Source organism: Kitasatospora sp. NPDC047058 (assembly GCF_040643935.1).
Classification (GTDB): domain Bacteria; phylum Actinomycetota; class Actinomycetes; order Streptomycetales; family Streptomycetaceae; genus Kitasatospora.
Genome location: NZ_JBEYVJ010000053.1, coordinates 18,104 through 34,946, shown reverse-complemented (window position 1 = coordinate 34,946; position 16,843 = coordinate 18,104). Strand labels below are relative to the sequence as shown.

Sequence of the window (16,843 nt, the reverse complement as noted above, 5' to 3'; positions counted from 1 at the left end):
CGTGGCGCCTGCCGCGCCGCCCGCCGCGGTCGTGGCGCGGGCGGCCACCACGGTGCCGACCCGGGGCAGCGCCTCCACCAGGCCCTCGTACCGCAGCACGGTCAGCGCCTTGGTGGCGGTGGCCAGGGCGACGCCCCAGTCCTGCGCGAGCCGCCGGGTCGAGGGCACGCGCGCGCCCGGGGCCAGCTCCCCGCCGGAGATGCGCCGGCGCAGGTCGGCGGCGATGCGCTGGAAGGGCGGGTCCGTCTCCGGTGACATGCGGCCGGGCTCCTCGGGGATTTTTTCGCGGGCGGCGGGTCCTGTACTAGCGCAGACCCTACCAGCGGGGTTGCCGGTTCCGGGCCTGCTGTCCTAGGGCAGTTCTGGTCTGAACGTGCTGGTGAGCGGCTTGCGAGGGCCTGAATGTACGTCGTACATTCAGAGCGCGCTTACAGCGTACAGACACCGATCGGACCAGTACGACCCTGGGGGAGCCCGCCATGCAGAACGTCCTCGTCTCCGGTGCCGGAGTCGCCGGCACCGCCCTCGCCCACCACCTGCACCGCCACGGCTTCGCCGTCACCGTGGTCGAGCTCGCGCCCGGCCCGCGCAGCGGCGGCCAGGCGGTCGACATCCGGGGCGTCGCCGTCGACGTCATCGCACGGATGGGCCTGACCGAGCGGGTCCACGCGGTCCGCACCCGGATGCGCGGCATGTCCCTCCTCGACGCCGACGGCCACGAGGTGCACCGCTCCACCGAGGCCACGTACAGCGGTGGCCGCCTCGACAACGAGGATGTCGAGCTGCTGCGCGAGGACCTCGTCGCGATGCTGACCGAACTCGTCGCGGACGATGTCGAGTTCGTCTACGGCGACGCCGTCACCGCCCTGCGCGAGGACGAGCAGGGCGTCCACGTCACCTTCCAGCACGGGCAGCCCCGCACCTTCGACCTGGTGGTCGGTGCGGACGGCCAGCACTCCCGGGTGCGCAAGCTCGCCTTCGGCCCCGAGGAGCAGTTCCTGAAGCACCTCGGCAGCCACCTCGCGATCTTCAGCGCCGGCAACTTCCTCGGCCTGGAGGACTGGCAGGTCTGGCAGCGTGACGGCGACGCCGGCTACGGCATCTACCCGGTGCGCGGCAACAGCGAGTTGCGGGTCTGCTTCGGCTGGCAGAGCGAGGAGCCGGTCGAGCGTGACGTCGAGCGCAGCCGGAAGCTCGTCGCCGAGCGGATGTCGGCGCTGCGCTGGGAGACGCCCCGGCTGCTGGCGGCGCTGCACGACGCGCCCGACTTCTACGCCGACGCGATGGCCCAGGTGCACCTGGAGCACTGGTCCGCGGGCCGCGCCGTCCTGCTCGGCGACGCCGCCTACTGCGCCTCGGCGTTCTCCGGACAGGGCACCAGCCTCGCCCTGGTCGGCGGCTACCTGCTGGCCGACGAGCTCGCCCGGGCGGCGGCCGCCGGCGCGGACCACCGCACCGCGTACGCGCAGTACGAGGAGCGGATGCGTCCCTTCGTCGCCCTCAACCAGGCCCTCGCCACCGAGAACCCCGGCGGTCCGGCGGCGGAGGAGTCGGTCGAGCGCGCCAAGAACGCCATCACCCTGGACCGTTGAGGGTCGCCGGGGCGCCGCGGGGCTGCCACGTCGCGCGCGAGACCGGTGTGCGGGACGGCGGCCCTCAGCGCCGCCGCCCCGGCCGGGACTCGCGTCGGACGGGGCATCGGCACGCGCACACCGACCGGTTGAGCCAAACCCCACGTTGGGGGGAAGTTGGCGCAGGGGCGGCGGGATGCACCCCGTTCGCGCCCGCCCGTTCGGCGGTTGCGGCCCGGCGAATTCGTGCGACAGCGCGGTGCGACCTCTGGGGCGCTGCCGACGGCGCACCCAAGTGACCTGCGGGCAAGGAGCGGTGAGTGATGGGCCCGAAGCCCGACCGGGCCGGCTCCGCGACTCCGCGATCCTCTCCATCACCGCCGAGGAGCGGCCCGACTGCCGTGCGGCCCCGGAGCGGCGCCTCGCCGAGCGGTCGTCGGCGCAGCAGAATTGACCCACGAACATGCCGAAGAAATGAACCTCCTAGTGGGTCTTTCACCGGCCTAGAGTTGTTGTCACAAGGCCGGGAGGGAACGCCGGAACGGCCGACTACCAAGGGGAGAAACCACCATGAGCAACACCACGCTGAAGCCCGTCCTGACCCGCGCCGCCGAGGCCGAGACCACCAGTGACCCGAGCAGCACGATGACCCTGCTGGCCGACTGCGGCACCGACGGCAGCCCGATCACCAGCTACCGCTCCTCCTTCGCCAAGGGCGCGGTCGGCGCGCCGGCCCACTTCCACACCCGGGCCTCGGAGCTGTTCTTCGTCATCGGCGGCTCGCTGCAGGTGCTGGTGGACGACGAGGTGAAGCTGCTGAACGAGGGCGACTTCCTGCTCGTCCCGCCGCACACCCCGCACGCCTTCGCCGCGGCCCCCGGCTCCGAGGCCGACGTGCTCTTCACCTTCACCCCCGGCATGCCGCGCTTCGACTACCTGCGCCTGCTCGGCCGGGTGATGCGCGGCGAGGCCAGCCCGCAGGAGATCAAGGACTCCTCGGAGCAGTACGACAACCACTACGTCGACAGCCCGCTGTGGCGCGCCACCCTGGAGGCCGCGGCCGAGTGACGGCCCCTGCTGGTGCTGAGCGACGAGATGCCGGTGCCGCCGTGGTCCGCCATGCCCGTGGAGCCGCCCGTCCTCCCCGCCGCCGCCGCACAGGGCGCCCACGAGGCTACGCCCGCGGAGTAGCGCCGGTCAGGAGTGCGCGAGGAGCGTACTGGCGAGGGTGACGTGCACGGCGGTGCCGCCCAGGATGCTCAGTACGGCGTTGCGCCGCCACAGGTGCAGGCCGAGCGTGGCGGCCAGGGCGAGCAGCGCGGGGGCCGCGTGCTGCGGGCTGGTGAGCGGCAGGTCGCGCAGCGAGTAGACGGTGAGGATCACCATCACGCCGACCGGCATCCGCGCGCCGAGGTGGTGGAGCACGGCACTGGCCCGCAGCGGGGCGAGAGCGGCGAAGGGGAGGGCGCGCAGCCCCCAGGTGACGGCGGTCGAGACGCCGATGGCGGCGAGCAGGTAGGGCGTGTCAGGCACGGGACGGGTCCTTCGCGGCGGGGTTGTGCAGGCCGGCGGGAGTGCGGCGCTTCGCGACGGCGTACCGGGCCAGCAGTCCGGCCGTGAACAGGCCGGTCGCGGCGAGCAGCATCTGGCCGGGGAACGCGAAGCGCGCGGCGAGTGCGCAGACCAGCGCCAGGGCCGGGGTCGGGATGTCGCGCCTGGCCCGGTAGGCGTCCACGGTCAGGACGACGAACAGCGCGGTCAGCGCGAAGTCCAGGCCGACCAGCCGGGCCGGTACCAGCGCCCCGAACAGCGCGCCGGCCGTGCCACCGGCCACCCAGTAGGCCTGGCAGAGCACCTGGAGCCAGATGATCCGCCGGCCGCTCCAAGCCCGGGCGTCGGGCCCGGTGGTCAGCGCGTACGCCTCGTCCGTCATCCCGAAGGTGCTGTACGCCCTGCCGATCCGGCCGCCGACCCGGTGCAGCGGGAAGGACAGCGCGTAGAAGACGTGCCGGAAGTTCACCAGGAACGCGGTGAGCGCGATCTGCGCGAGCGGGGTGACGGCGACGACCAGCCCCACGAGCAGGAACTCCAGCGACCCGGCGTAGACGAGGGCGGTGAACGCGGTCGCCCACCACCAGCTCAGGCCGGCGTGGACGACGAGCACACCGAAGGCGATGCCGAGCGGGAAGAGGCCCAGGCCCACCGAGCTGGAGTCCCGGAGTGCGGCGGCCGGATCGGACCGCGGCCCGGGCCCGGGAGCGGGAGTGGGAGCAGGCGCAGGAGCGTGGGTCGGCGGTGCAGCGGTGCGCACGACCGTCCCGGCGAGTGAAGCGGGCATACCGGAAATTCTAGGACGAATTCCGGGTAATATGGTTTCCAAAAATTGCCCGGGAGCCGCCTGATGAGCAGCAAACAATCGCTGGATGCCGTCGATCGTGAAATCTTGTTCCACCTGCGCCAGGACGGCCGTCTGACCAACGTGGAGCTGGCGAGGCGCGTCGGCCTCACCCCGCCGCCCTGCCTGCGCCGGGTCAAACGGCTGGAGGACGCCGGGGTCATCGCCGGGTACCGCGCCCGCATCGATCCGGCCGCGGCCGGCCGCGGCTTCGAGGTGGTGGTCGCCGTCGAGATCGGCGTCAACGACCTCCAGACCGTGGAGGAGTTCGAGTCGACGGTGGCCTCCTACGAGGAGGTGGTCGAGTTCCGCCGCCTCTTCGGCCGCCCCGACTACTTCGTCCGCGTCGCGGTGGCGGACCACGCGGCGTACGAGAGCTTCCTCACCGCCCGGATGATGGGCCTGCCGGCCGTCACGCGCGTCGACTCGCACCTGACCATGAAGATCATCAAAGGCGACGGCTGAGCGGGTCGGCCGCCTGCGCGGCGGGCCGACCCGCTCGTCACGTGCCGGTTGTCACGTCGCGGGCAGGACTCAGACGGCGGCGCAGATCACGTACACGCTGATGCCCACCGTGCTGTAGTTGTTCTGCCGGCCGAGTCCGACCCAGCCGGAGCCGTCGTCGGTCGGGAAGCTGCCGACCAGGATGGCGTCGTTGCCCTGCGCCTCGGCGCCGCCGCCGATGGCCTTCTTGCCCGCCGGGCAGTAGGCGGTGCGGCGCTGGAAGTTCGGCACGTTGGCGTTGGCCAGCTTCACCAGCTGGTACCCGTCGACGGTCCGCACGGCGGCGTCGCGGGCCGGCGCGTTGTCGGTGGTCCTGTCATCCGCGTTGGCCTGAACGGCCCAGCCGGTTCCGACGGCCAGCGCCGCCGCCAACAGACCCGCCCCCAGAGCGTGCTTGCTCCGCAGCATCATGTGTCCCCTTTGGATTCGTATGTATTCGTATGGGTATCGGCGGGCCCGTCGGTTCGGACCCGCGCCGAACGGGACATCGGTCGTGGACGGACAAAAGCTTGAGCCAAACCCCACCTTGGAGGGAATGCGGGGCGCGAGGCGGGCGGAAGTACGCCGGTCGGCGCCGGGTCCGGCTTCAGACGGCGACGACGCTCCGGGCGGCCTCGCCGAAGACCAGGTCCGTGAACCCGGGCGCGGGGGCGACCAGCGCCCAGACGAACTTGCCGACCCCACCAGCCCGCGGGCAGCAACCCCAGGTCTCGGCCAGTGCGTTGACGAGGAAGAGGCCGCGTCCGCGCTCCTCGTCGGCGGCGGAGGAGTGGAGCGACGGCCGGCCCGTGCCCGCGTCGTGCACCTCGATCCGGAGCCGGTCGGCGATCACCGCGAACCGCACCTCCACCATGCGGTCCGGTGGCGCGTCACTGTGCTGCACGGCGTTGGCGAACAGCTCCCCGAGCAACAACTCGGCGACGTCGGTGAACCGTTCGCCCCGCGGCATCCCAGCCAGGTAGGCGCGGAGCATGAGCCGGGCGAGCGGCGTGGCGGCGGGGCGCGAGTCGAGCCGGGCGGCGAATTCGCGCGGTCTGCGGTCGGCACGGTTCCTGGGCATGCGGGGCTACCTCCGGGGGCGTGTGACGGGGGAGTGGAAGCGGCTCGCAACAGGGGCGCGAGGCATCACGCTGCGCAAGCAAAGGATTGCGTTGCGGTATCAATCATCAGTCCCCGGAGGTACGGTGACGGCCACTTGGGAGTGCCCGGCACATCCGGCACGTAACGGAGGCGGCATGTCACACCGGAGGGCGAAGCAGGGGCCGACGGCGAGTTCGGCCGTGATGTTCGGCGAGGAGCTGCGGTTCTACCGGGAGATGCTCGGCTACACGCAGGAGGAGCTGGGGAAGCTCCTGCACTGCAACCGGACCAACATCACCCGCTACGAGAGCGGCAAGCGGCGCATGCCGGCCGACTCGGTCGAGGACGCCGACCGCGTGCTGAAGACCGGCGGCCTCCTGAAGCGGCTCTGGGACCGGGTGGACTGGGAAGCCGAGGTCGAGCACCCGGACTGGTTCCGCGACCACGCGGACATGGAGGCAGAGGCGGTCGCGGTCCGGGTGTTCCAGTACAACTTCATGCACGGGCTGCTGCAATGCCGGGAGTATGCACGGGCATTGTTCGCAACGGGTGATGCTGCAGGCAATCCCGAGCTGGTGGAGGAGCGGACGGCCGCGAGGCTGGGGCGGCAGGAGCGGTTCCTCGTCGACGATGGCCCGTTGCTGTTGGCGCTTCTGGATGAGAGCGCCGTGCGGAACATCGTTGGCGGGCCGACTGTGATGAGACGCCAGATGGAACATCTGCTGGCGGTTTCCCGCTTCGAGAACGTCGTCATCCAGGTCGTCCCCTTCTGGCAGTGCCAGACGGTCGTCGACAAGTCGATGGTTCTGCTTGAGATGCGCGACGGGCAGCGGTGGGTCTACTCGGAGAGCCTCGATCGCGGTCATCCTTGTGACGTCGCAGCAACCGTGTCCGGTCATCAGCAAAGTTATGATCGGCTCCGCGGGTCGGCGCTCTCGGTGAGGGACTCGCTCGCGCTGATCGCTGACGCGCTGGAAGGGTTCAGGGATGACGAGGAGCGAGCTCGCAGTCGCCGCCTGGCGGAAGAGCAGCTACAGCGGAAGCAACGGCGGCGACTGCATCGAGGTGGCCCCCGGGTTCCCCGACGTCGTCCCGGTGCGTGACTCCAAGGACCCCGACGGGCCGGCCCTCCTCTTCCCCGCCGCCTCCTGGGACTCCTTCCTCGCCGGCATCCGGTCCGGCGACTTCCCGCTCCCCTCCTGATCCGCCGACTTCGGTCACCGTCGATCGGGAGCGAGACTTTCGACCGCCTCCGGGCGCGTCCCGGTGATCTCCGCAAGCGAACCTATACCGTCACCCTGCGCGCACGAATGATCCCTGTTCGCAACGGCAGAGGTGGTTACGCATGGCGCAGGAAGCCCGGATCGACGTCGAGCTGACCCTCAAGGGCGGCGAGACCCAGCCCGGCGAGGCCGAACTGGCCGAGCTCGCGGCCTCCCTCTCCCCGGAGGTCTGGTTCACCACCCCCAGGACCGCCGAGGTCGCCGCCGGCCGCGACCCCGACCAGCGGTGGGAGGACCTCCCGTACGGCGAGGCGGCCGTCTACCTGGCGAACCCGAAGTTCGGCCTCCAGCGGCCGTTCCTCTTCGCCGACGGGTTCAACTACGGCCCGAGCGACCTCCCCGGCCTGTTCGGCTACTTCAACACCCCGTACGACGGCAGGCCCGGCTTCTTCGACCAGCTGCGCCAGCGTGGCATCGACGTCGTCCTGATCGGTTTCGACGAGCGGCACGCCCGCATCCAGCGCAACGCCGAAACGGTGACCGCGGCCGTCGAGCGCGCGATCGCCGAGCGGCTCGGCGACGCCCCGCTGACCGTGGGCGGTGTGAGCATGGGCGGCATCATCACCCGCTACGCACTCGCCAAGATGGAGTACGACGGGATCGACCACCAGACCGCCACCTACCTCTCCTACGACTCCCCGCACAACGGCGCCTGGATCCCGCTGATCCTCCAGCAGATGGCCTACTTCTTCGAGGACTACACCCCGCCCGGCCCGGGCGGCGTCAAGCAGGCGGACCTGATCCGCAGCGAGGCCGCCCAGCAGCTGCTCTGGGCCTGGGTGGAGAACTCCAAGTACTCGGGTCCGGTGGCCACCGCCAGCCCGCTCCGCAAGGAGTTCCTGGACGACCTGGCGCGGGTCGGCAACTTCCCCCGCCGCCCCCGGCTGCTCGGCGTCTCCAACGGCCGGCGGGACGGCGTCGGCCTCCCGCTGCCGGTCGGCGAGGTGGCGTTCGACTGGCAGGCCCTGATCGCCAGCGCGACCGCCCGCTTCCAGCCCGAGCGGGGCGACAGGCAGCGGATCGGCGGCATGCACCTCGGCCTCGCGCTCCGCCGCAGCACCACCACCGAGGTCCCGGCGCTCGACAGTGCGCCCGGCGGCACCCTGGACTCCTTCGGCAAGGTGGCCGACGCCCTGAAGGCCAAGATCGCCGACGACCACCGCAGCGGCACCTTCGTCCCTGCCGTCAGTGCGGCGGCGCTGAACTTCGACCCGGTGCAGTGGAACGTCGTCCCGACGGTCTCCATCACCGACACCGACCTCGCGAACGGGCACCTCGACGAGGTCGGCTTCGACACCGACAACACCGAGCACAGCCACGTCTCGCCCGTCCTGATCGACTGGATCCTCGACCGCATCACCCGCTGATCCACCGATCCGCTCCACCCCCGCCGACCTGGTTCGGAGCACCCCCGAACATGCGCTAAGCTTTTCCCCATCACCCAGATGCGCGGGTGGCGGAATAGGCAGACGCGCTGGATTCAGGTTCCAGTGCCCGAAAGGGCGTGGGGGTTCAACTCCCCCCTCGCGCACAAAGAAGTACCGACGAAACGGTGCTTCCCACAGTGACGGAAGTCGCTGCGGGAGGCGCCGTTTAGTCGTTTTCGGGGCCATGGGCGGCAAGGCCGGTGCCGGCCGGCCGCTCCGGCGTCGCCCGGACCGCCTGCGGGTGCCTCCGACCGATGGCCTAGGCTGCCGAACGGCGACGCGATTCGCGCGCCGAGCCGAGAGGTCGATTGGCACGGGAGCCGATGAAACCCCAACGAGACGCCGGTTCAGCGGGGGCCGCCACCGGCGGGGCGACAGGGCCCCGGACCGGCGGCACCTGGGACTCGGGGCTGTCGTCCGGGGAGTTCGCGGCGGTCAAGGGGGCCGGGTTCGACCCGGTCGGGCAGGTGCTCGGCACGGCCGTCTTCACCATCGGGTACTCCGGGGCCTGGGGCTGCCCGGGTGCGTGGTCGGCCGCGGAACGCCGGAAGAAGCCCGCCTCGCCGTGGGATCCGTCCTACGACCTGCTGGTGAAGACGCTGTACACGGCCCGCAGGCTGGCGCTGACCCGCGCGGTCGCCGAGTGCCGCGCGGCCGGCGGTGACGGCATCGTCGGGGTCCGGCTGCAGGTCGGCGAATTCCCGGCAGGGGGAGTGGAGTTCACCGCGCTGGGCACCGCCGTCCGGGCCCGCTCGCGCATCCGGCCGGGCCGGCCCTTCACGTCGCACCTGAGCGGCCAGGACTTCGCCAAGCTCATCCACACCGGATGGGTCCCCACCGGGCTCGCCCTCGGCATCGCCGTCGAGTCCCGGCACGACGACTGGCGCAGCCCCCGCCGGATCCGCTGGGCCGCCCCGAACCAGGAGGTCGACGGCTACACCCAGCTGATCAACCACGCCCGGCACAACGCCCGGAACCGGCTGGCCGTCGACGCGGCCGAGCACGGCGGCGACGGGGTCGTGGTGGACGAGATGGAGTTGACGGTGCGTGAGGGCGAGTGCCCGGCCTCCGTGGGCATGCGCGACGTCATCGCGGAGGCGGTCTTCGTCGGCACCTCCATCACCCGGTTCGCCCGCTCCGGGCGGCCCGCCGGGCCCAGGCCACTGACCATCATGAGACTGGAGCGCGAGAACTGACATGACCGAGCACACGGGGTGGGGACCGGCCGGGGAAGCCGCGCGGCCGGCCATGGAGGGCGTGCCCGAGGACGCGATGCGGCGCCTCGACCAGCTCCGGCCGGGGAAGAAGGGCTCGCTCTTCACCTCGGACCTGACGGTGAACGAGTTCCTGCTGGTGCGCGAGGCCGGCTTCCGCCCGCTGGGCCTGGTCCTCGGCTCCTCGGTCTACCACGTCGGCATCCAGCTCGGCCGGTGGTCGAAGAACCAGGAGCTCACCAAGCTGTCCCAGGCCATGTACCACGCGCGCGAGCTGGCGATGAGCCGGATGGAGGCGGAGGCGAGCGCCCTGGGGGCGGACGGCATCGTGGGGGTGCGGCTGGACATCGAGTTCAAGGAGTTCGGCTCGGACATCGCCGAGTTCATCGCGGTCGGCACGGCGGTGAAGGCGGACGGTGCGGACCCGGGACCGCTCGGCACCTGGCTCAACAACAAGGGCAAGCCGTTCACCTCGGACCTCTCGGGCCAGGACTTCTGGACCCTGATCCGGGCCGGGTACGCACCGCTGGACATGGTCATGGGCTCCTGCGTCTACCACGTGGCGCACCAGCGCTTCACCCAGGCGCTGGGCAACACCGGCCGCAACGTCGAGATCGAGGTCTTCACCCAGGCGCTCTACGACGCACGCGAGCTGGCGATGAGCCGCATGCAGGCGGAGGCGCAGGCCCTGGAGGCCGAGGGGATCGTGGCCGTGCAGCTGCGGCAGCACTCGCACTCCTGGGGGTCGCACACCACCGAGTTCTTCGCCATCGGGACGGCGGTGCGCCCGCTCCGCGACGACCACGTCATCGACCGGCCGACCATGGTGCTGAGCCTCGATGCCTGAGCCGGACGCGGAACTGCTGGCCGCGGCGCTGCGCCGGGACAGCGCGGACCTGAACCTCTACGCCGAGGTGCTGCTGGCGAACCTGGCGGACTCGCTGCCGCCCGGTGCCGTGCAGGTCAAGCGCCGGCGCTCCGTCACGGACCGGGTGGCCGGGCGCGCGGGTTCGGTCGACGAACTGGACGTCACGCTCGGGGAGCAGCGGCTCTCGCTGCGGACGGACCGGGGCCGGGTGGCCGGGGAGATCTGCCACGAGGTGCGGGGCATCGTGCTCTCCCGGCGCCGGGTGGACCTGGGCGAGTGGACCGACGCGCTGGCCCGCTCCCTGGCCGCCGCCGCGGCCTCGAACGCCCGCGCCCGCGAGGCGGTCGAGCGCTTCCTGACCTGACGGCCGCCGGCTCGTGCGCTCGGCCGGCGGCCGGGTTCAGCGTGGGGCTCAGCGACACAGCGCCTTGTCGACGACGGCCTCCAGGCGCTCGGTGACCGCGTAGTCGGCGGGGATGCCGGTCACCGCGATGCTGACGGCACGGCCGTCGTCGGTGACGCCGCCCCGGGTCTCGTACCCGGGGATGTCGCCGCCGTGGCCCCAGGCGACACCGCCGCAGGACAGCGGCCTGCTGATGATCCCCAGGCCGTAGCCGGCGCCGGTGTCCCCGATCGGGACGGTGGTGCGCATCTGGGCGAGCTGGGCCGCGGGGAGGAGTTGCCCGGCGAGGAGCGCGGTGAAGAACCGGTTGACGTCGGAGTTGGTGGAGACCAGCTGGCCCGCCGCCCAGGCCGGGGAGGGGTCCAGCTCCGTGACGTCGCTCAGGGGCGCGTCCGCCGAATCCCGCTGGTAGCCCTCGGGGTGGCGTTCCCGGAGGGTCATGTCACCGGGGGCGGGGAAGTAGGTGTGGCGCAGCCCGAGGCGTTGGACGATGCGGCGGTCCATCTCCTCGGCGAGGGGCCTGCCGGTCACCCTCTGGACGATCAGGCCGGCCACCACGTAGTTCGTGCTGCTGTACGCGAACTTCGCCCCGGGGTCGAAGTCCGCCTTGTGCCGGAGGGCGATGTCGAGGACGTCGCGGGGTTCGAGGTACCGGTGCTCGCGGAGGGCGTCGTCGACGCGGTCCTCGTACTCGGGGAGTCCGCTGGTGTGCTGGAGGAGCTGGCGGACGGTGATGCGGCGTCCGTCGATCCCGTCCCCGCGGACGAGGCCCGGGAGGTAAGTGTCGACCGAGGCGTCGAGGCCGATCCTGCCCTCGCCGACCAGTTGCAGCACCACCACCGCGGTGAACGTCTTGGTGGTGCTGCCGATCCGCACCTGACCGTCGACCGGCACCTTCGCGCCGGTGGCCAGGTCGCCGACCCCCGCGGTGTAGCTGCGGGTGCGGCCGTCCCGGTCCTGCACGCTCGCCAGCGCGGCGGGCAGGCCGTCGGCCTGCACCAGCGCGTCGAGGCCCCGCTGGACGGTATCCGGCCTGGCGGCGGCGGAGGATGCGGGCGGCGCCAGGGCACCGATCGTCATGACGGCGACGGTCACCGCGGCTGCGCCCGCCACGGTTCGCCGCCGACTGCCCTGCTGCCGCCGGACATCGTTCGGCCTCTGGTGCGCCTGCTCACGCATGATCGACTCCTCGGAAATCGTCGGAACGACGGTGATGTGCCGGGCATCGGTGAAGTCGCCACCGACCGGGCAGGGCTCGATCGTGGCTTCCGGGGCCGTGGACGCGCATCGCGGGAACGCGGGAGAACGTGCTCCCTCGATCGGGGGAGGCCCCCGACGAGCCGCCTGGCCATACTGGCGATCATGATCAGGGGACTTCGGCCGCTGCTGCGCGGCTCCACGTACGCGGGTGCGCTGTTCGCCTACGGCGGCGCCTTGGCGAGCCTGCCGCTGCTGCTCTTCGCGATGGTGCCGGTGCTGGCGTGGCGAGCCGCGCCCTACGCCGTCCAGGCCGGGCTGACCCTGCTGCTCTGGGCGGCGCTGGTCAGCGCGATCGGCCTGGCCCGCACCACCCGGCGGGCGCTGATCGCCTCCGCCCGCCGCCTGTTGAGGGTGCCGCTGCCGGATCCGGTGGCCGGCCGCCGGCCGGCCACCGCGGACCGCTGGCGGACTCCGCTCTGGCTGCTGCTGCACGCGGCGCTCGGGTGGACGGGCGCGGTGGTGAGCGGCGTGCTGCTCCTCCTGGCGCTGACCCTCCCCGGGGGATGGCTGCGCGGCGAGGCGGAGCTGAACCTGTTCGGCTGGTCGGTGCGGGCGGCGGGTGGCTGGCAGAGCTGGCTGGCGGCCCTCGGCTGTCTGGTGCTGGCGGCGGGGACGTGCGCGGTGGTGACGAGCGCCCTGCGGTGGCTGGCGCCCAGGCTGCTGGGGCCGTCGCCCGCAGAACGGCTCGCCCTGGCGGCCGAGCGCGAGCGGCGGCTGGCCGAACGCAACCGGCTGGCCCACGAGTTGCACGACTCTATCGGGCACACGCTGACGGCGGCCACGATCCAGGCGGCGGTGGCGGGCGAGGTGCTCTCCGCCGACCCCGCGGCGGCGCGGGCGGCCATGCGCAGCATCGAGGAGTCGGCCCGGGCTGCACTGGAGGACCTCGACTACGTCCTGGGTGTGCTGCGCGAGGAGGAGGCGGGGACGGCGCCGACCCGGACCCTGGCGGATCTCCCCGAGCTGCTGGACCGGCTGCGGCACGCGGGCGCGGTGGTGGAGCCGGAGCTGTCGGGCGAGTGGGCGCAGGTGCAGGGGACGCTCTCGCGGGCGGCGTACCGGATCCTGCAAGAAGGCCTGACCAACGCGTTGCGGCACGGAGCGGGCGGTCCGGTCGAGGTTCGGGTGGTGGCGGCGCCGGACGCACTGGAACTCAGCGTGGTCAACCGGACCGGGGAACGGGCGCGCGCCGGAGCCTTTCCGACCTCCGGGCACGGCCTGCCCGGGCTCGCCGAGCGCGTGCGGCTGCTGCACGGTGAGATCGAGGCCGGCCCGCACGGCCCGCAGCACTGGCGGCTGGCCGTCCGGCTGCCGGTACGGTTGTCGGCGTGATCAGCTCCGAGGCGAGCGAAGCCGCCCCGACCGGCCCTGCCGACACCTTCGGGACCCCCGTCACCCCCGTCACCGTCCTGATCGCGGACGACGACGAGGTGACCCGCAGCGGTCTGCGCACCCTGCTCGCCGCGCAGCCGGGGATCGCGGTGCTCGGCGAGGCCGCCGACGGCGTCGAAGCGGTTGAACAGGCGCAACTGCTGCGGCCGGACGTCGTCCTGATGGACGTCCGGATGCCCCGCCGCAACGGCATCGAGGCCACCCGGCAGCTGCTCGCCGCCTCGGCCGAACCGCCGAAGGTCGTGGTGATCACCACGTTCGAGAACGACGGCTACGTCACCGCCGCCCTCAGCGCCGGCGCCAGCGGCTTCGTGCTCAAGCGACTCCCGGTCCGCCGGATCGCCGAGGCGGTCCGCGTGGTCGCCGCCGGCGAGGCGATCCTCTTCCCGGCGGTCCTCCGCCGGATGGTCACCCCCCGCCCGCTGGCCTCCGCCGAGGCCTTCCCGAAGGCGGCCCTGACCGGGCGCGAGGAGGAGGTCCTCCGCCTGATGGCCACCGGCCTCTCCAACCCCGAGATCGCGGACAGACTCACCGTGAGCCTGGAGACGGCGAAGACCCACGTCGGCAACATCCTGACCAAACTCGCCGCCCAGAACCGCACCCACGCCGTGGTCATCGCCTACGAATCCGGCCTGGTGGTCCCGGGCATCCCGGGCTGACCCGGCCTGCGCCCGCAGCCAGCTCCGAACGCCGCATCGCCCTCCTGGCCCCTGCCTGCGCTCACTCCGTGCTCACCGCGAGCAGCAGGTCCCAGGGAATGAGAAGGCTGGCGCGGGCTGGGTAGGCAGCGGCCACGTCCTAAGCCGGTCCGGCGGCCACCCCATCGAGCATGTCACCCTCACCCGGCACTTCAACGCGCTCCTCCGCCCGGCACACCTCCGGCAGATCCGCTTCCACGACCTGAGGCATTCGACCGCGATGCTTCTCCTGGAACAGGGCGTCGAACTCGTCGGCCACGCCCACATCGGCGTCACCGCTACTGTTTATGCCCATGTCCGCCTACGCCTCCAGCGCGACGCCATCAACCTCCTCGGCTGCACCCTCGGACAGTCCTCCGAACCCCTCAGCGATCCCGACGACGGCGACGAGCCACCGCTTTGTGCGGCAACCGTCCGCTGACGTTGCCGTCAACCACTGCCGTCAAACGCCAAGGCGGCCCCACCGGAAGAAGTTCTGGTGGGGCCGCTTTTAATTACGCTCAGACGCTCGGCCAAAGTTCCAGCGCATTGACTACGGATTCAAGTCGGGCTTCAAAATCGAATTTGGCAAGACTTCCAGATTCAAACAATTGCCACACCTCGATCAGTTCATCGATCAGTTCCCCCTGGCGAGTCAGCAGACCGGCCAAGACGTCTCCGGGGGTTGACGATTTCCCCTCAGAGAGCATCCACAGCGTCCCCGATGCATCTGCGGAGATCCCCCTGCCGGCAAGTTTCACCGCTCTCCAGGAAACTCGATCGTCACTTGCAATCCGAAGCAAGACGTCTAGAGATTCGGAATTTCGAGCAACCATAATAACTTCGCTCAGATCCCTTCCTGGCCACACTGTCGCTGATCAGTGGCAGTGCCACACTCACCCATCCCCGCCCGAGAGAAGCTCGCGAGCCCAGGGGATAGCACGTCGCCCTTCAGGAACATCCAGCCCGCCTTCCCGAAGAACTGCAGTACAGTAATTGAGGCAATTGTTACTCATTTCGGTATACGGTCCCCACGACCCCTGATTATTCGCCTGGAAGTCCAAAGCTGCGGCGGCGTCCGGAAGTTCAAATGTCCGACTCATGATGCCCGGCGAGCCAGTATAGGGGCCGACGACCGCCTCTCCGTCATGAGGCATGAGGTGCGTATGGGTGACAGTTTTACCGTCGGTTACCTCGATGCTGAAGTGATTTCCATTGCCGTGATAATGCAAAGTGGCCAATCCAGTTGGACAGTCACCACCTACATTATGAACCAGGACGGGCGTCGTCCCCGCGAGCACATAGTACGTGTGCTATGCGGCCCCTCTCTACCTGCGTTTTCGCAGTTCAAGCCGTATTTAATGGTTCCGCTGGGGTGCAGGTTCGGCCGGGGTCGTTCGTGGTTGTTGCCGTCACCACTGCCGTCAAGGGTCTAGACCAATCTGGCGGGCTGGGGGCTCTGGGCGGCTCGGCGGTCGGCCGCCAGGGTGTCCTCGGACAGGTGTGGCCAGGCGCGTGCGTCGGCCAGTATCGCAGTGCGGGGGCCGGGAGGGAGGAGGTCGGTCGACGGCGGACGGCCGGGGGCTTCGCTCCCCGCCGGAGGCGAACGCCAGCCACCCGCCGATGGTCGGCTCGGCGACGGGCCTTGATGGTCGGACCCCTGGCCGGCCATCTCGAACAACCGGCCGCAGGACGGTCGTGGGCGACACCTTGCTCCGCGTCGCGGGCAAGGAGTCCATAGCCCACAACTTGCTCCGACCCTGGGCGGTGCTGGGGTAAGCATCGCTTGCCCCACAACTTGCTCCCGTCGGGCACCAGTCGAGCCCCGCTAACGACCTGACGGACTGCTGACCGCCAGGTCGTGAAGACTTCGGGGCCGGTCCGACTTTGGGTCGGTCGGCGACATCGGGCCACCTCCAACGGGCGGGGCCCGCCTTGAACCTCGTAGAGAAAATCTGGACGCACAGCTCCAGCCCCTGCCGTTCAGCGGCCGACGGGTCAGCAACCTCGCTCGGTGCCGCTCGCTTCAAGGGCTTCGACGCGGGCACGCAGAGCGGTGAGCTGATCAAGCGTCTCGGCCAGTGCCAGCTCCAGTGCCTCGACGCGCGCCGCCGTCCCGCCGACAGGCGTGTTCCCCGCCTCCTCGTCACCTGAGTCACCGTCGGCGTCGGGGTGGGCGACGAAGGCGCCCTTGCCTGGGCGGGAGATCGCGTAGCCGTCCTGCTTCAGCAGGGCCATGGCCTTCTGCACGGACAGGCTCGAAGCCCCGTACTCCGCCATCAACACGGCCTGCGTCGGCAGCGCATCCCCGGGCTTCAGCCCGCCGGAGCGGATCCGCCCCCGCAGGGCCTCGGCGATGACCTCGAACGTCAGCAACACCGTGCCACCCGCCGGCCTACGTCCCCGCCGCCCCACCGTCACCGCAGGTCACCCCGCCTTCTCTGCGCCACTACCACCGAAATCCGGCCCGTCCAAAACGGAAGACCGGGGCCACAGTACTCGCGTCCCAACCGGCCACCGAAACAGATGAGGAGGGATGCACTTGAATGCGCACTTGAAGCGATGCTACCTTCACGCACCGCTGGCGAACACCACCGCTGACCAGGCCAGACGTCCCCGGTCCACCATCCGCGCCCGCCGGAACGCGCACCGTGCCCACGTGCGCCGATCACCCGGGTCGCCCCTCAATCGCCTCCCCTCTTCTCCCGACTCCTGCCGGAGGTCTGTCCCCATGCCCGCGCAGCTCCAACTCCCCGCCCCCGCAACCAC

The 16,843-nt window shown here is 71.1% G+C and carries 20 protein-coding genes, 1 tRNA gene and 1 pseudogene; 14 read left to right on the top strand and 8 right to left on the bottom strand.

Translation table 11 applies throughout. The annotated features are described in order from the left end of the window. Positions 1 to 258 (bottom strand): winged helix-turn-helix domain-containing protein (locus ABZ885_RS11330; protein ID WP_360186486.1); only part of this gene is annotated, 258 nt, incomplete at its 3' end. 221 nt (positions 259 to 479) lie between these two features. On the opposite strand from ABZ885_RS11330, the gene ABZ885_RS11325 reads away from it, so the two are divergent. From ABZ885_RS11325 to ABZ885_RS11315, 3 genes are all read left to right on the top strand, one after another. Further along, complete coding sequence (locus ABZ885_RS11325; protein WP_360186483.1) at positions 480 to 1,592, top strand: FAD-dependent monooxygenase; 1,113 nt, start codon at positions 480 to 482, stop codon at positions 1,590 to 1,592. A gap of 295 nt (positions 1,593 to 1,887) precedes the next feature. Then, complete coding sequence (locus ABZ885_RS11320; protein WP_360186481.1) at positions 1,888 to 2,025, top strand: hypothetical protein; 138 nt, start codon at positions 1,888 to 1,890, stop codon at positions 2,023 to 2,025. 116 nt (positions 2,026 to 2,141) lie between these two features. Then, positions 2,142 to 2,639 (top strand): cupin domain-containing protein, encoded by a 498-nt coding sequence (locus tag ABZ885_RS11315; RefSeq protein WP_360186478.1) that lies wholly within the window; start codon positions 2,142 to 2,144, stop codon positions 2,637 to 2,639. A 129-nt stretch (positions 2,640 to 2,768) separates the two neighbouring features. Here the strand turns inward: ABZ885_RS11315 and ABZ885_RS11310 are convergent, their stop codons facing one another. Both ABZ885_RS11310 and ABZ885_RS11305 read right to left on the bottom strand, forming a co-directional pair. Next, positions 2,769 to 3,104, bottom strand: coding sequence for an AzlD domain-containing protein (locus ABZ885_RS11310; RefSeq protein WP_360186475.1), 336 nt, complete (start codon positions 3,102 to 3,104; stop codon positions 2,769 to 2,771). Then, positions 3,097 to 3,774 (bottom strand): AzlC family ABC transporter permease, encoded by a 678-nt coding sequence (locus tag ABZ885_RS11305; protein WP_360186497.1) that lies wholly within the window; start codon positions 3,772 to 3,774, stop codon positions 3,097 to 3,099. Before ABZ885_RS11305 ends, ABZ885_RS11310 begins: the two co-directional genes overlap by 8 nt. 198 nt (positions 3,775 to 3,972) lie before the next feature. On the opposite strand from ABZ885_RS11305, the gene ABZ885_RS11300 reads away from it, so the two are divergent. Beyond that, positions 3,973 to 4,431 carry an Lrp/AsnC family transcriptional regulator gene (locus tag ABZ885_RS11300; protein WP_360186472.1) on the top strand — a complete coding sequence of 153 codons (459 nt, stop codon included), beginning with the start codon at positions 3,973 to 3,975 and terminating at the stop codon, positions 4,429 to 4,431. Between the two features lie 69 nt (positions 4,432 to 4,500). Here the strand turns inward: ABZ885_RS11300 and ABZ885_RS11295 are convergent, their stop codons facing one another. Next, positions 4,501 to 4,881 (bottom strand): hypothetical protein, encoded by a 381-nt coding sequence (locus ABZ885_RS11295; protein ID WP_360186469.1) that lies wholly within the window; start codon positions 4,879 to 4,881, stop codon positions 4,501 to 4,503. A gap of 175 nt (positions 4,882 to 5,056) precedes the next feature. Further along, positions 5,057 to 5,530 (bottom strand): ATP-binding protein, encoded by a 474-nt coding sequence (locus ABZ885_RS11290; protein ID WP_360186466.1) that lies wholly within the window; start codon positions 5,528 to 5,530, stop codon positions 5,057 to 5,059. Positions 5,531 to 5,753: 223 nt separating this feature from the next. Between ABZ885_RS11290 and ABZ885_RS11285 the strand changes: the two genes are divergently transcribed. The 7 genes from ABZ885_RS11285 (at position 5,754) to ABZ885_RS11255 (ending at position 10,706) form a co-directional block, all read left to right on the top strand. Further along, positions 5,754 to 6,653 carry a helix-turn-helix transcriptional regulator gene (locus tag ABZ885_RS11285; RefSeq protein WP_360186494.1) on the top strand — a complete coding sequence of 300 codons (900 nt, stop codon included), beginning with the start codon at positions 5,754 to 5,756 and terminating at the stop codon, positions 6,651 to 6,653. Next, positions 6,616 to 6,753 carry a DUF397 domain-containing protein gene (locus ABZ885_RS11280; RefSeq protein WP_360186464.1) on the top strand — a complete coding sequence of 46 codons (138 nt, stop codon included), beginning with the start codon at positions 6,616 to 6,618 and terminating at the stop codon, positions 6,751 to 6,753. The genes ABZ885_RS11285 and ABZ885_RS11280 overlap by 38 nt, the downstream gene beginning before the upstream one ends. A gap of 142 nt (positions 6,754 to 6,895) precedes the next feature. Then, on the top strand, positions 6,896 to 8,200 hold the full coding sequence (locus tag ABZ885_RS11275) for a hypothetical protein (protein ID WP_360186462.1): 1,305 nt from the start codon (positions 6,896 to 6,898) through the stop codon (positions 8,198 to 8,200). 80 nt (positions 8,201 to 8,280) lie between these two features. Next, positions 8,281 to 8,364: transfer RNA gene (locus tag ABZ885_RS11270), tRNA-Leu, on the top strand. Between the two features lie 219 nt (positions 8,365 to 8,583). Beyond that, positions 8,584 to 9,456, top strand: a complete 873-nt coding sequence (locus tag ABZ885_RS11265; RefSeq protein ID WP_360186459.1) for a heavy metal-binding domain-containing protein — start codon at positions 8,584 to 8,586, stop codon at positions 9,454 to 9,456. 1 nt (position 9,457) lies between these two features. Further along, positions 9,458 to 10,321, top strand: coding sequence for a heavy metal-binding domain-containing protein (locus tag ABZ885_RS11260; RefSeq protein ID WP_360186457.1), 864 nt, complete (start codon positions 9,458 to 9,460; stop codon positions 10,319 to 10,321). After that, complete coding sequence (locus ABZ885_RS11255; protein WP_360186454.1) at positions 10,314 to 10,706, top strand: hypothetical protein; 393 nt, start codon at positions 10,314 to 10,316, stop codon at positions 10,704 to 10,706. Before ABZ885_RS11260 ends, ABZ885_RS11255 begins: the two co-directional genes overlap by 8 nt. Positions 10,707 to 10,754: 48 nt before the next feature. Here the strand turns inward: ABZ885_RS11255 and ABZ885_RS11250 are convergent, their stop codons facing one another. Beyond that, complete coding sequence (locus ABZ885_RS11250; RefSeq protein WP_360186452.1) at positions 10,755 to 11,825, bottom strand: serine hydrolase domain-containing protein; 1,071 nt, start codon at positions 11,823 to 11,825, stop codon at positions 10,755 to 10,757. Positions 11,826 to 12,107: 282 nt separating this feature from the next. Between ABZ885_RS11250 and ABZ885_RS11245 the strand changes: the two genes are divergently transcribed. The 3 genes and pseudogenes from ABZ885_RS11245 to ABZ885_RS11235 form a co-directional block, all read left to right on the top strand. Next, complete coding sequence (locus ABZ885_RS11245) at positions 12,108 to 13,337, top strand: histidine kinase (RefSeq protein ID WP_360186449.1); 1,230 nt, start codon at positions 12,108 to 12,110, stop codon at positions 13,335 to 13,337. 77 nt (positions 13,338 to 13,414) lie between these two features. Continuing rightward, positions 13,415 to 14,056, top strand: a complete 642-nt coding sequence (locus ABZ885_RS11240; RefSeq protein WP_360186491.1) for a response regulator transcription factor — start codon at positions 13,415 to 13,417, stop codon at positions 14,054 to 14,056. 20 nt (positions 14,057 to 14,076) lie between these two features. Next, positions 14,077 to 14,516 (top strand): annotated as a pseudogene (locus tag ABZ885_RS11235) (site-specific integrase); the annotation flags it as partial. 79 nt (positions 14,517 to 14,595) lie between these two features. On the opposite strand, the gene ABZ885_RS11230 reads toward ABZ885_RS11235, so the two are convergent. Continuing rightward, complete coding sequence (locus ABZ885_RS11230; RefSeq protein ID WP_360186446.1) at positions 14,596 to 14,835, bottom strand: hypothetical protein; 240 nt, start codon at positions 14,833 to 14,835, stop codon at positions 14,596 to 14,598. A gap of 1,237 nt (positions 14,836 to 16,072) precedes the next feature. Further along, entirely contained in the window at positions 16,073 to 16,453 is a 381-nt protein-coding gene (locus tag ABZ885_RS11225) for a winged helix-turn-helix domain-containing protein (RefSeq protein WP_360186443.1), read from the bottom strand. Between the last annotated feature and the right edge of the window lie 390 nt (positions 16,454 to 16,843).